General features: G+C 39.7%; 13 protein-coding genes. 10 read left to right on the top strand and 3 right to left on the bottom strand.

The genetic code is table 11. From position 1 onward, the window contains the following. The first annotated feature begins 14 nt into the window (after window positions 1-14). Window positions 15-641 carry an RdgB/HAM1 family non-canonical purine NTP pyrophosphatase gene (gene rdgB, locus EG365_RS10670; protein ID WP_000106708.1) on the top strand — a complete coding sequence of 209 codons (627 nt, stop codon included), beginning with the start codon at window positions 15-17 and terminating at the stop codon, window positions 639-641. 192 nt (window positions 642-833) lie between these two features. On the opposite strand, the gene EG365_RS10665 is transcribed toward rdgB, so the two are convergent. Further along, window positions 834-1,709 (bottom strand): AEC family transporter, encoded by an 876-nt coding sequence (locus tag EG365_RS10665; RefSeq protein WP_001196414.1) that lies wholly within the window; start codon window positions 1,707-1,709, stop codon window positions 834-836. Between the two features lie 252 nt (window positions 1,710-1,961). On the opposite strand from EG365_RS10665, the gene EG365_RS10660 reads away from it, so the two are divergent. From EG365_RS10660 to EG365_RS10640, 5 genes are all read left to right on the top strand, one after another. After that, a complete protein-coding gene (locus EG365_RS10660; RefSeq protein ID WP_000908081.1) occupies window positions 1,962-2,180 on the top strand; it encodes a Sec-independent protein translocase subunit TatA in 219 nt (72 codons plus the stop codon). A gap of 11 nt (window positions 2,181-2,191) precedes the next feature. Next, window positions 2,192-2,629: a Sec-independent protein translocase protein TatB gene (gene tatB, locus EG365_RS10655; RefSeq protein WP_000887761.1), complete on the top strand. Its 438-nt coding sequence runs from the start codon at window positions 2,192-2,194 to the stop codon at window positions 2,627-2,629. Continuing rightward, window positions 2,626-3,396 (top strand): twin-arginine translocase subunit TatC, encoded by a 771-nt coding sequence (tatC, locus tag EG365_RS10650; protein WP_001072722.1) that lies wholly within the window; start codon window positions 2,626-2,628, stop codon window positions 3,394-3,396. Before tatB ends, tatC begins: the two co-directional genes overlap by 4 nt. A 172-nt stretch (window positions 3,397-3,568) precedes the next feature. Beyond that, complete coding sequence (locus tag EG365_RS10645) at window positions 3,569-5,749, top strand: PhoX family protein (protein ID WP_000205456.1); 2,181 nt, start codon at window positions 3,569-3,571, stop codon at window positions 5,747-5,749. 208 nt (window positions 5,750-5,957) lie between these two features. Beyond that, window positions 5,958-8,291 (top strand): PhoX family protein, encoded by a 2,334-nt coding sequence (locus EG365_RS10640; protein WP_000137990.1) that lies wholly within the window; start codon window positions 5,958-5,960, stop codon window positions 8,289-8,291. Window positions 8,292-8,339: 48 nt separating this feature from the next. On the opposite strand, the gene EG365_RS10635 is transcribed toward EG365_RS10640, so the two are convergent. Then, window positions 8,340-9,119 carry an NRDE family protein gene (locus EG365_RS10635; protein WP_000335024.1) on the bottom strand — a complete coding sequence of 260 codons (780 nt, stop codon included), beginning with the start codon at window positions 9,117-9,119 and terminating at the stop codon, window positions 8,340-8,342. 93 nt (window positions 9,120-9,212) lie between these two features. On the opposite strand from EG365_RS10635, the gene lgt reads away from it, so the two are divergent. The 4 genes from lgt to thyA all read left to right on the top strand — a co-directional run bounded on the left by lgt (window position 9,213) and on the right by thyA (window position 11,802). After that, entirely contained in the window at window positions 9,213-10,031 is an 819-nt protein-coding gene (lgt, locus tag EG365_RS10630; RefSeq protein ID WP_000959084.1) for a prolipoprotein diacylglyceryl transferase, read from the top strand. A gap of 73 nt (window positions 10,032-10,104) precedes the next feature. Then, the gene (locus tag EG365_RS10625; RefSeq protein ID WP_000889270.1) at window positions 10,105-10,464 is read left to right on the top strand and encodes a hypothetical protein; all 360 of its coding nucleotides are present in this window, start codon (window positions 10,105-10,107) and stop codon (window positions 10,462-10,464) included. 10 nt (window positions 10,465-10,474) lie between these two features. Continuing rightward, window positions 10,475-10,837, top strand: a complete 363-nt coding sequence (locus tag EG365_RS10620; RefSeq protein ID WP_000881953.1) for a hypothetical protein — start codon at window positions 10,475-10,477, stop codon at window positions 10,835-10,837. 122 nt (window positions 10,838-10,959) lie between these two features. Beyond that, window positions 10,960-11,802 carry a thymidylate synthase gene (gene thyA, locus EG365_RS10615; RefSeq protein WP_001203168.1) on the top strand — a complete coding sequence of 281 codons (843 nt, stop codon included), beginning with the start codon at window positions 10,960-10,962 and terminating at the stop codon, window positions 11,800-11,802. A gap of 25 nt (window positions 11,803-11,827) precedes the next feature. On the opposite strand, the gene EG365_RS10610 is transcribed toward thyA, so the two are convergent. After that, a protein-coding gene (locus EG365_RS10610) for an IS4-like element ISAba1 family transposase (protein ID WP_085940413.1) occupies window positions 11,828-12,918 on the bottom strand; the annotation gives its coding sequence in 2 pieces (ribosomal slippage) (window positions 11,828-12,378 and window positions 12,378-12,918; 1,092 coding nt in all). Window positions 12,919-12,990 lie beyond the last annotated feature (72 nt).

Here is a 12,990-nt window from a genome sequence, read left to right as displayed (position 1 = left end):
AGTTTGGTTATCTTATGTCTACCCCACATTGGTTTGATCAGGGCTCTTTAGTCCTTGCAAGTAACAACAAAGGTAAAGTCGCAGAGTTTGAAAAACTTTTTGAACAGCTCAAGTTGCCTGTAGAAATTATTCCTCAGGGTCACCTAAATATTCCCGACGCCATTGAAGACGGCTTAAGCTTTATTGAAAATGCCATTATTAAAGCGCGTCATGCCTCTAAAATTTCAGGGAAACCTGCTATGGCTGATGACTCCGGTATTTGTGTTCCGGTTTTAGGGGGTGCACCTGGTATTTATTCAGCACGTTATGCTGGAGAACATGGTGACGATGCAGCGAATAATGCCAAATTATTAAATGACCTTTTGCCATTTCGTAAAAATGGTGAAGCGATTGAAGGTATGTTTGTGTGCGTACTTGCTTTAGTGACGCATGCGGAAGATCCATTGCCACAAATTTTCCAAGGCATCTGGCATGGTGAAATTTTAGAAGCGCCACGTGGTGAAAATGGTTTTGGTTATGACCCACTGTTCTGGTTACCAGAGCTTCAAGTTTCTAGTGCTGAGTTGTCTAAAGAAGAAAAAAATAAGATTAGTCATCGTGGACAAGCGATGCAGTTATTTAGAGAGAGCCTGCAGAAGTAGGCTGATCACAGGGCCAAACTATACAGCGTTAAAACAGATTAAACTTTGTATAGGCGAACCTTACTTTTCAAAGATGAAAAGTAAGCAAAAATCTTTTGTTAGACTGATGGCACTTCCCTGTGCCACAGTCTAACTGGCGGCATCCATGCCGCCTTCGCACAAGTAAATGTGGGGAAGAAAATTTAAAATTAATTATAATGCTACATGTAAAAACATCGCATAAATCGCAATACACACACAACTCACAATCGTCCCTGAAGCGATATAAGCAGCAGATCTACCCGTGCCTTGATAATGGGTTTCTAGAGCTACAATATTGGCTGCCGGTGGCAAGCAAAACATTAAAAACATTACACCGATGTGCTGATTTATATTTGGAATCTGTAAAAATCTATAACTTAATCCACAAAGTACAAATCCACAGGCCACTTTAAATGCTTGAGCTTTTGTACTGTAAATTAAATCTTTTGCATAAACTCTGGTACGGCGCAGCCACATTCCAAGCACACACATACCTGCAAAAGTCATTGCAAATTTAGCAACCTCATAAACCCAATGTATAGCAGGGCTTTCGATATGTTGGGTCCCTAAAAGTCTGAGTACAACAGCACAGAATATCGATATACAAGGCGGAGAAGTTAAAACCTTTTTTAATATATTGAGCTTACTTTGCGGTGCCGTAGTAACGGCAGTCACAGCCCAAGCATTGCCAAAAAGCGACATTCCAATATATAAAGCAACAATTGGAGCAGTTGCTTCAGGACCGAATAAAGCCATAGCAAAAGGAAAACCAAGCCATCCCATGTTGGTATAACTTACGCAAAGTGCCAATAAGCGGTCTTTAAATAAAGCCAGATAAGCAAAGAAAATAATGAACGCCGAACCAAAACTAAAGAGCATTAAGCTCAAGCTTCCCGATTGATAAAAGACCATGTTGTAAATAATCACAATCGGAATCAGGAGTCGTGCAAGCCAAGCTGAGAGAATAGGTTTTACGGTTTCTGAAATGGAGGTCTGAGCAAGTAGAAGTCCTGTGATAAATGCCAATACAGGCAGTAATAATGCCACGCTCTCTCCTCTCGCTCGTCAAAATCAGCTTGTTATGCTACACCTTTTGATTTTGAAATGTATGATCTATTTCAAGTAAATTCGTCTAAGAACGAAGCTCGATAAAATTTAAAAATCCTCCCAAAAAATATTTTTAAAAATCTGATCGTAAGTGTCTACTTATAAATATTGTCTTAAAAATGAAATATAAATGTCACATTCCTGTCATGGCAACCTGTTGATATAAAGCGAACTAAAAAGAGGTATAAAATCATGGCTGGTTTATCTATTTGGCATGTCGTTATTTTCGCAATTGTCGTTATTTTATTGTTCGGTACATCTAAGCTAAAAAATATCGGTAAAGATGTAGGCGGTGCAGTAAGAGATTTTAAAAAGTCAGTTCGTGAAGAAGACGAAGCTGCATCTTTAAATAGCCCTCGTACAATTGATGCACAAGTTAAAACATCTGAAAGCACATCAGTGAAAAGCTAAAGGTTTGACCCATGCTTGATGTAGGAATGACAGAGTTACTCTGTTTTGCAATTATTGCAATTTTAGTTTTAGGTCCAGAGAAGCTTCCGGAAGCTGCACGCTTTGCAGGTCGCTGGTATGTTCGACTAAAACGCTATATTACGAATCTGCAAAACGAGATTGATCAGGAGCTACGTCTGTCTGAGTTCCGCAAAGAAATGCAAGAGGAACTTAACCGCATTGAAGCATTGGAACGTAAAGTACAACAACAGCTTGAAGAAATACAAAAACAGCAGGTTTCAGAATCTTTAGAAGCAACTGAAACAGCTAAAACAACACAAAAGCCTATTCGGAAATGTACTCCTATATCGGGCCATTACAAAGTGCCGTATCTGACTAAAGTTACGCCTTTGGCTCCTCAAACTGATATTTCAGAAACATCTCCTGTTGAATTGAAGATTGCCGTATGAACCAACTGCCTTCAACCGCTGTAAATAGTCAAGAAAACCTAGACCAAATGCCAATCATGAATCATTTGGTGGTTTTAAGACGTCATTTATTTAGGATTGTAGGGGTAACATTATTCTTATTTTTTTGTTTACTACCCTTTCGAAATCATACTTATCAATTATTATCTGAGCCTCTAAGGTTACAACTTCCTGCCTCATCTTCCATGATTGCAACGGATGTTACAGCAACATTTATGGCGCCATTTAAACTTAATTTATTTGTTGCGCTCATGCTGGCAATGCCATTTATTCTTTATGAAATATGGTCTTTTGTTCGTCCAGCGCTTTATCAAAAAGAGCGTCATTTAGCGCTGCCGTTACTGATTGGTAGTATTATTTTATTTTATGCAGGTGTCGCTTTTGCTTATTACATTACCCTGCCTGCCATATTACATTTCTTTATTAGCGTTTCACCTGAAACAGTAGCACCAATGACCGACATTAATAGTTATTTAAGCTTCTGCTTAAAGCTATTTTTAGTGTTTGGTGTCACTTTTGAAATTCCTATCGCGACCTTGCTACTCATTTTGATTGGTGTGGTAAATACGCAAAGCCTTGCTGAAAAAAGACGTTTTATTATTGTAGGATGCTTCTTTGTAGCGATGTTTATTACCCCACCCGATGCGATTTCGATGGTGATGCTAGCAATTCCAATGTGGCTACTTTTCGAAATAGGCTTACTCTTCGGCAAAATTCTTGAGAAAAGAAAAACTCATTCTGCTGAATAAAAATAATATAAAAAATCCTGAACTAAGAAGTTCAGGATTTTTTATGTAGAACGCTTTTTAATCTACAAAGCAATAAACTGTCTTCAAAGTGACTTAAAAATGTAAGAAAAGTGTCATTTTCAATCCATAGAATCGACTCAACAAATATACACACAAAAGTTACGGATTTATTATGACCACTGCTTCTAACCACCCAACACGTCGCGATATTTTAAAATGGTTTACGGGGATCCCTTTTCTTCCATTAGGTGCGATGGCTACGGCAGCAACGTTAGCAGGTTGTAACGATAGCGATAACGACTCATCTATTGTCACTCCGTCAAAGCCAATTAACTTTAAGAATGCAACGTTCACTTCAATGCCAGCTCCTTCAACGGTAGCAGATATTGCCACAACAGCATGTGCATCAAAACTTGCTATTTCATGGGAAGACGGCAGCAAAACAGAATATCAACTCGCTTACAAACCATTCTTCTTAACAGGTACAGAAGTGCCTGATGGTAAAGGAGGAAAAGTCATCGCGGGTGGTTATTACGATATTAATAATAAGCCAATTATTGATAAATCAGTTGCAGGTAAAGAACGTCAATTCTTCTCTGACTGCCCAGATGGTAGTTCTCTCATTAGTTTCAAACAAGCAACAGGCAAAGATTTCACAGATGCTGACAAGAAAGCATTAGGTGTAACCGGTAACCCAGTGTTCCATGTGGTTCAATTTGAATATCTATCAAAAGACCAAAATGGTGGTGATACTTACGGTAAATTATCATCTCCGATTGCTGTCTTAACTTTAGATCAAGATCCAAAGACAGGTCACTTAACTTTAATTAAATACCATAACGTTGATACTTCAAGTGCACATGGACTATGGATTACTTGTGGTGCAAGTTTATCTCCATGGGGAACTCATCTTTCTAGTGAAGAATACGAACCAGATGCTTTTGATCAAAAATTAGGTCAATCACTTTCAACACTTAAAGCCTTCAGTAAAAATATATATGGCGATGAAAACATTGCCAATCCATATAACTATGGCCACTTGCCAGAAATTACCGTAAATGCAGATGGTACTGGTCGCGTTACAAAGCACTATTGTTTAGGTCGTATTTCACACGAACTTGTACAGGTTTTCCCTGATAACCGCACTGTGTTAATGGGCGATGACTATACCAACGGCGGCCTATTTATGTTCGTTGCAGATAAGGAGAAAGATTTATCTGCAGGTACACTCTACGTTGCAAAATATACAACAGTACTTAGTGATACAACGACTGGTCAGATTTCTTGGATCAGACTTGGTCATGCAACAAGTGCCGAGATTGAAAACCTCATCAAGAGCGGCATTAAAGGAACTGATATTTTTGAGTCAGTTCTACAAATTGCTAAATATCCAAGCGATGCAACAATAGCAGAGAAAGAGGCTATTGATGCAGGCGACAAAGGTACTCCTGAGCAACAAGCTTTAGCCAAAGCTGCAAAAGAGCGTTTAAAACTACAACAAGCTGCCCAAAAAGCAGAATTAGAAGCTCAAGGTTTTAAATTTACTTATTTAAGTAAAACTGGCGTATATCTCAAGCTTAAAGATAATAGCGACAGAACTAAACTTGCAGCGGCTTTCCTTGAAACACACCGTTATGCTGCTTACATGGGTGCTTCAATGGCATTGACCAAAAACGAAGGCACAACAGTAAATATTGCAGATAAAAAAGCTTATTCAGCTTTAGCTAATATTGTCGATTCAATGGTTGAAGGTGGTAGCGGTTATCTTGCTGAGCACAACGTTAAATTCCCGAAAATCACTGCTGGTGGTATTTTGGAGCACACATTAACTGGTGGCCAGAAAGACAGCTCAAATGTTGCAATCAATAGTGAGTGGGTACCTAGCCAATCTAACCTTCTCATTAAAGGTAAAGATATTAGCTTTGACAGCTTAGGGAACACCGCTGACCCAGAGCAAATTGCTAGCCCTGATAACTTGAAGTTCTCAGAAAAACTTCGCACTTTATTTATCGGTGAAGACTCTGGTAACCACTTAAATAACTTCTTATGGGCTTATAACGTTGATACCAAACAGCTCATCCGTATTTTATCTACACCGGCAGGTGCTGAATCGACGGGTCTACATGCAGTCGACGAGGTAAACGGTTGGACTTACATCATGAGTAACTTCCAGCATCCAGGTGACGAATGGAACCGTTTCTACAAAGAAAAAGATGGTGTTCGTACTGGTATTAGCGCAGATTTACTCGCTCAAATTGATACTGCAATTAATACAAATTACAGTAATAAATTTGCAGCAGCAGTTGGCTATATCACTGCCGACCCAATTGCACCATCTGTTGTGAAGAAATAATTTCTTTCAACACTATAAAAGAGGCCTGCTTTATGCAGGTTTCTTTTATTTTTAAAGTCTCATTAAAAAAATAAAATTCCTTCAACCTTTCACTAAACGGTCAAATATTTCATTAACTTATCATCAAAACGTCAAAGCCTCGTCACATTCACAAACTAAGCTCATGAAGACTTTTAGAACAATCTCTTTATTTACTTAGGAATTTCCCATGACAGAGCTGACGCCATATCATGAAGACCAAGAATTGGATAATAATACTTCTGACAATATCCACTTTCGTGACATTTTAGAACAACACATCAGTCGTCGTAGTTTAATCACCAAAGCAGCAAGCGGTGCAGTAGCACTGACTTTAGCTTCTACTTTAACTGGCTGTAATGATAACGATGATGACTCTGGCTCTAATAATGGTGGAACCACACCTGTAGATCCAAATAAAAAACCGGAAAAACTCACATTTACGCCCGTAGCTAAAAATTTAAATGATATTGTGACTGTACCTGAAGGTTATGAAGCTAATGTCATCTACGCTTTAGGTGACTCAATCAATCCAAGAGTTGGAGATTGGGACGACAATAATATTCCATCTGGCCCAAGCTTCCAGTTTCGCTCTGGCGACTGCCATGACGGCATGCATTATTTTGGCTTAAACACATCAACAAACCGCTTTGACGAGACTGTGTCAGCACAAGGTTTGTTGGTGATGAATCACGAATATATTAATCAGACCTTCCTTCATCCCAAAGGTCCTACAAAAGTGGATGGACGTCGCCCTGAAGATGAAGTCATTCGTGAAACCAATGCACATGGGGTTTCTGTAATTCATATTAAAAAAGATCCAACCACTCAAAAAGTAGAGATTGTTAAAAACTCTATTTTTAATCGTCGTATTACAGCTTCTACAGTTATGGAGTTTGCAGGTGCTGCAGCGGGTTCAAGCCTGCTTGCAACTCGCTTCTCACCTGCTGGACGTCAAACACGTGGCACTCATAATAACTGCGGTAACGGTTATACACCTTGGGGCACTTATTTAACCACTGAAGAAAACTTTATTGGTTATTTCCAACGTTCGGGTAGCGATGAATATGCACGTACAGATGCAGAAAAAATTGCATTAAAACGTTATGGTTTAGGCGTTAAAAAAGATGAACCTTATCTGTATGAGAAAGATGAAAAAGGTGCACCTAAAAAAGATAAAGATGGCAACATCATTTACTTAAAAGATAAAAATGGTGAGTTAATCCCTAACGTTGATGAACAAGGGCGACAAATTTATTTAGGCACAAGTTCGCGTTACGGCTGGGAAACAGCAATTGGTCAAGTAGAGTCACAAGACTTGTATGATCGCTGGAATGCCGATGTAAAAGCAGCTCAAGCTACCCAAGATTACCGAAATGGGCCAAATACATTTGGCTGGATGGTTGAGATTGATCCATTTGATGGACGCCAAAATCCGGTTAAACGTACTTCATTAGGCCGTTTCGCACATGAAGACAGTGCTTGCCGTGCCGTAGTAGGTCAACCATTAGCATTTTATATGGGTGATGACTCTCGTGGTGAATACATCTATAAATTCGTTTCAACCGCTGTGTGGGACACCAAAGATATAAACGGTGGTTATACAGCTGGCGACAAATACATGAATGCAGGCAAATTGTATGTTGCTAAGTTTAATAACGATGGTTCAGGTCAATGGGTTGAACTTGCTTATGGCAAAAATGGCTTAAATGAAAGCAACACTACCTACCCGTTTAAGTCACAGGCAGATGTTGTTACATTTGCACGCTTAGCAGCGGATTCTGTAGGTGCAACAAAAATGGACCGCCCAGAATGGTGTACGGTCAACCCAGTAAACGGTGAAATCTATGTCACACTCACCAATAACTCAAATCGTGGTAAAGACTATGCAACTGATGCAGCTAACCCACGCAACTATACAGACCTATATGCAGGCACAAAAGAACAAAAAGGAAACGTAAACGGTCATATTATCCGTTTTAAAGAAACTGATGATAAAACGACTGCTGAAACCTTCAAGTGGGATATTTATCTATTTGGCGCAGAAGCAGCAATGGCTTCAAACATCAACTTATCCGGCTTAACAGATAACAATGATTTTTCATCTCCGGATGGTATGTGGTTTGACCCACGCGGTGTTCTCTGGATTGAAACCGATGACGGCGCTTACACTGATGTTACTAACTGTATGATGCTTGCAGCTCTGCCGGGTCAAATCGGTGATGGTGGTACAGCAACAACTTCAAATGGACAGCAAACCATAACAGGCGCCAAAGTTACAGACGCAACTTTGCGCCGTTTCTTAGTCGGACCAAAGCAATGTGAAATTACTGGTATTGCCATGACTCCTGACTACAAAGCAATTTTCATTAATGTTCAGCACCCTGGTGAAGATTCACCAAGTTACGCGAAACCAGAAAGTAACTGGCCTGCCACACAAAAAGACCCAAGCAATAAAACTGCGCGCCCACGCTCAGCAACTGTTGTGATTACCCGTAAAGATGGCGGCGTTATTGCTGGTTAATTGATTTACCCAGAAAAATGCCGATCACTTGATCGGCATTTTTTATTTCTATCGATTTAAGAGAACCTGTTGCTGCACAATTTGACCACTATGTTCACCTTGCTGAGTCTTTTCCAACCATATCCATTCATTATTGGTCATTCTTAAAAAATTCGAACACCGTGTTCCATATACGGGGCTTTGAATAAAAGTCGATGACAATAATTCTTCCATTTCCGGCTGAATGCCCGTGTTTGGCAACAATGCTGTGGTGACCTTACGCTCATCTTCTAAAATATCCCACGCTGCATGCTGCAAACTTAACTCTTCTGTTTTGTGTTGATGCATAGGCAGGAACTCTTGCGTAAAACGTGTACGTAAATGTCTGGTTTTTTCCCAGTGATCGGACATTAAACCATTCGAAACCACATATACGCCGTTGGCTAATACTTGAGGAGCCTCACCGCGGTTACTCATATAGACCGCCTGATCAGCAGTTCCCATAAACAGGTTAAAACCAGCAAAGTTCTGTTGCTGTTGTTCTAATTGCTGAGCAAAGCGAATCGGTAACAAATCAGACTCTAAAAAAGCCTGAACCAAATGACCACGAGAGGTCTCATATTGTTTTTTATCACGTCCATCACGGAAATTGGTTAACACAGCCCATCGGCCCTGCGGCGTAACACCCATCCAAGTACCACCCGACTGTAAGTCTTGCCCTGCAATGATTGGTGTATGTTCCCATTGATACAACAATGCGGTTGGTCGATGATAAAATTCATCACGATTTGAAATCAGACACAAGGGCATATCGTCCAGAACATGCCATGCTAAAGCCACAATACACATTGATTCTTGTTCCCTATGTTTACACATTGAATGTACAACATTTTTCACATCATTCCGCTACAATCTGTCAAAACGTAAGATCAAGGAGCAGCAATGCTGACCTATCCTAATATCGATCCGGTCGCAATACATCTAGGACCTCTTCAAGTCCATTGGTATGGACTCATGTATTTATTGGCATTTTTATGTGCTTGGGGGCTTGCTTCCTACCGTGCCAAACAGCGTGATGGCTGGACATCGGACATGGTTTCCGATCTGGTGTTTTACGGCGCCTTAGGTGTTGTACTCGGCGGACGTATCGGCTATGTGCTTTTCTATGAGTTTGATAAATTCCTTGAAAACCCAATTTGGTTATTCCAAGTCTGGACAGGTGGTATGAGCTTCCACGGCGGCTTCTTAGGCGTCATGATCGCAATGCTATTCTGGTGTAAAAAATATCAAAAAACATGGTTCCAGACACTCGACTTTATTGCCCCTTGTGTACCGACAGGCTTAATGTTCGGACGTATTGGTAACTTTATTGGCGGAGAGTTATATGGCCGTGCGGTCACAGATCCGAATTATCCATTCGGAATGATTTTCCCAACCGATCCATTACATCTGGTTCGTCACCCTTCTCAAATCTACCAAGCGCTTTGCGAAGGGCTATTACTCTTTATTATTTTGTGGTGGTTTAGTTCAAAACCACGCCCACGTATGGCTGTATCTGCCCTATTTTTAATGGGTTATGGTGTTGCACGCTTTGTGATGGAATTCTTCCGTCAGCCGGATGCCGACCAAGGTTTCATCTTGTTTGGCTGGATGACGAAAGGACAAATCCTCACCGTTCCAATGCTACTGATAGGCCTTTGGATGATGTGGTATGCCTACCAAAAGAAAATTTATGACTGGGGCCCTCAAAAGAACAGTTAACATCTAAATCAGAGGAGTTTCGGCTCCTCTTTTTTATGCTACAGTTTTTATCTCCCAAGAAAGAAGATTCGCCATGCTGGAATTCTGGTTTAATACGCAAGTCCCGACTTTTAAAAAATTAATCATTTTAATTATTACCCTCTTAATCTGTATTGGGTTATATCAATATCAACCATTACCTTTAGATACCATTTTAATGTTTACAGGAACTGGGGTTATTTTTTTAATCTGCCGTTACTTTAAATTGCATTTTGCTCAAAGTAACCCGACTGGTTTACTTTACCGCCTATTTACGTGGGTTCCTATCGCTCTTTTATTTGCACTTATCTTTGTAAAAACCATGCCTAACTTGCTGATATGGGGCGTTCAAGGAATCGCTTTTATGGCGCTTGCTGCTTTTATTTTTTCACCTCAATCTTTATTTAACAAATAGGCTCATTTTTATGTTGGCTTATTGGTATAACGTACCGCGTCACATCAAACTCATCTTCATTATTGTCGTTTGTGCTGCAATTTATGCAGCCAATCAAGTCCAGCCTTTATCGCCGACTTACACTGTTCTTAGTCTCGTGTTAGGGTCCGGGCTTCACTTCGGGCAATATTTACAAACAAAAATTCCAGAGCACAGTTCACATAAACTTAAGCTCCAGTTTCTGCTTAGAATTTACCCTCTCATTATTGTTGCTATTATAATGTGGTTACTGCCCCCTCAACACAATTGGATTGCAACAATACAAGCTTTAGGCTTTGTACTGGTTGGATTTTTTCTTGTTTCGATTTATCAAAATCGGGCCAAACGTTTTTAAACAGTAAATGTAGCTCTCTTTCCTACCTATCGTTAAAGCATGCTATTATCTTCCACGGTTTATTAATCCATGAACCGTCTCCCCTTTTATTTTATGGAAATTAATCCGAACTCGAGAGTGTTATGCGTGCATATTTAGACCTTCTACAACATATCCTTGATAATGGCGGTGACAAAGGCGACCGTACAGGCACAGGAACCCGTTCTGTATTTGGTCATCAAATGCGTTTTGATCTCTCTAAGGGTTTTCCTTTACTCACCACAAAAAAAGTTCACTTTCGTTCTATCGTGATTGAGTTACTTTGGTTCTTAAAAGGCGATACTAACGTTAAGTACTTACAAGACAATAAAGTCACCATTTGGGATGAATGGGCAACAGCAGAACAAACTGCCCGTTTCGGCCGCCCAGAACATGAGCTTGGCCCAGTTTATGGCCATCAATGGCGTAATTTCGGCGCAACTAAAAATGCCGATGGTACTTATAACCAAGATGGTTTTGACCAAATTAAATGGTTAATTAATGAAATTAAAACCAACCCAAATTCACGCCGTTTAATTGTCTCTGGCTGGAACCCAAATGAGGCTGGACAAGTTGCTTTACCGCCTTGCCATACGCTCTTCCAATTCTTCGTACAAGACAACAAGTTGTCATGCCAGCTTTATCAACGTAGTGCTGACGTATTCTTAGGCGTGCCATTTAATATTGCCAGCTATGCCCTACTCACCCATATGATTGCTCAAGTGTGTGGCTTAGGTGTTGGTGATTTTGTTTGGACAGGTGGCGATACGCATCTTTATGCCAACCATTTTGAGCAGGCAAAACTACAATTGACGCGTGAGCCATTACCACTTTGCCAATTAAAACTTAATCCGGATGTTAAAGATATTTTCGACTTCAAATTTGAAGACATCGAGATTGTAGGTTACGAGTCACATCCGGCAATTAAAGCACCAGTTGCAGTATAACGACGGCCTCTGTACACGACAAATTTCACAGAACCCTTATCCTATCAGGGTTCTGCCTTCTTAAAATTGCCAAAATTTCCTTAAACTCTTCTTTTTTCCCAAAACCAATTAAACGCTGAATCGCCATTTGAACATAGTCTAAACCATAGCGAAATAAACTCATTGAGAGTCGTCCATGCTTCTTTATTTTTATCGCTTTTTTTTGATCATGTTGCCATTCACCCGTTAAGTAACACCAACAGAAGCTTATAGCTAACACCGCAATCAATTTTTTCACTCGTCTAGGGTCTGTCAAGCGCGTATTTTCAAGATTAAACCCGCGTCCTTTGAGACAACTGAATAAGGTTTCAATTTCCCAGCGTAATGCATAATCCTGAATAGCATTGGCATTAAACTGAGGAGAAACGACGAGTAAAAGCTCTCCATTTTCTAACTGTAGTGCACTTATATATAGTTTCACCCGACCAACCAAAATCCGTCGTTTACGACATTCAATTTGACCAACTTTAAGATGGCGAAATAAATCACTAATTTTATGATTCTTTCCTAAATGATTGGTGACAATGAAGTTTTTTTAACACGAATGCAGAAGTTGATGTCTTGTTCAATTAACCATGTAAACCACTGCTCACCGATAAACTCTCTGTCTGCGAACACATTCACAATACGGTCTTTACCAAAAATGGCTATAAAGCGTTGAATCAAAGCAATACGCTCTTTCGTATCTGAATTTCCACGTTTATTAAGCAATGTCCAAAGGATAGGTATCGCTATTCCACGATAAACGATTGCGAGCATCAGGATATTAATATTTCGTTTTCCCCATTTCCAATTGGTTCTATCTAAAGTCAGTTGCACTTGGTCGAATGAAAACATATTGAAAATCAACTGAGAAATTTGACGATAATCAAAATACTGACCTGCAAAGAAGCGCTGCATACGTCGATAAAATGATTGTGGTAAGCACTTGATGGGCAAGGCTTTAGATGCAGAAGAAAGATTACATGTTTGCTTTAAAATAATCACAAGCATGATGAGCGCAAAGCACTTTAAATGTGACTTGTTCCATTTTAGATATTTGTTTAAGATAAGATATAACTCATTGAGATGTGTCATAGTATTCGTCGTTAGAAAACAATTATTATGACATTATTTCAATGAGTTATCTATTTTTATCGTGTACAGAGA

It is taken from the genome of Acinetobacter sp. FDAARGOS_494, assembly GCF_003812225.1.
GTDB classification, from domain to species: Bacteria; Pseudomonadota; Gammaproteobacteria; order Pseudomonadales; family Moraxellaceae; genus Acinetobacter; species Acinetobacter baumannii.
The sequence above is the reverse complement of the archived record's forward strand: the minus strand, read 5'-3'. Positions and strand labels throughout refer to the sequence as shown.

Bases quoted from the DNA above. Each gene is read 5' to 3' on its own strand.
- tatC (WP_001072722.1), top strand. From the start codon at position 2,626: ATGAACCAACTGCCTTCAACCGCTGTAAATAGTCAAGAAAACCTAGAC.
- EG365_RS10640 (WP_000137990.1), top strand. From the start codon at position 5,958: ATGACAGAGCTGACGCCATATCATGAAGACCAAGAATTGGATAATAAT.
- EG365_RS10660 (WP_000908081.1), top strand. From the start codon at position 1,962: ATGGCTGGTTTATCTATTTGGCATGTCGTTATTTTCGCAATTGTCGTT.
- EG365_RS10620 (WP_000881953.1), top strand. From the start codon at position 10,475: ATGTTGGCTTATTGGTATAACGTACCGCGTCACATCAAACTCATCTTC.
- EG365_RS10635 (WP_000335024.1), bottom strand. From the start codon at position 9,119: ATGTGTATTGTGGCTTTAGCATGGCATGTTCTGGACGATATGCCCTTG.
- EG365_RS10645 (WP_000205456.1), top strand. From the start codon at position 3,569: ATGACCACTGCTTCTAACCACCCAACACGTCGCGATATTTTAAAATGG.
- rdgB (WP_000106708.1), top strand. From the start codon at position 15: ATGTCTACCCCACATTGGTTTGATCAGGGCTCTTTAGTCCTTGCAAGT.
- EG365_RS10625 (WP_000889270.1), top strand. From the start codon at position 10,105: ATGCTGGAATTCTGGTTTAATACGCAAGTCCCGACTTTTAAAAAATTA.
- lgt (WP_000959084.1), top strand. From the start codon at position 9,213: ATGCTGACCTATCCTAATATCGATCCGGTCGCAATACATCTAGGACCT.
- thyA (WP_001203168.1), top strand. From the start codon at position 10,960: ATGCGTGCATATTTAGACCTTCTACAACATATCCTTGATAATGGCGGT.
- tatB (WP_000887761.1), top strand. From the start codon at position 2,192: ATGCTTGATGTAGGAATGACAGAGTTACTCTGTTTTGCAATTATTGCA.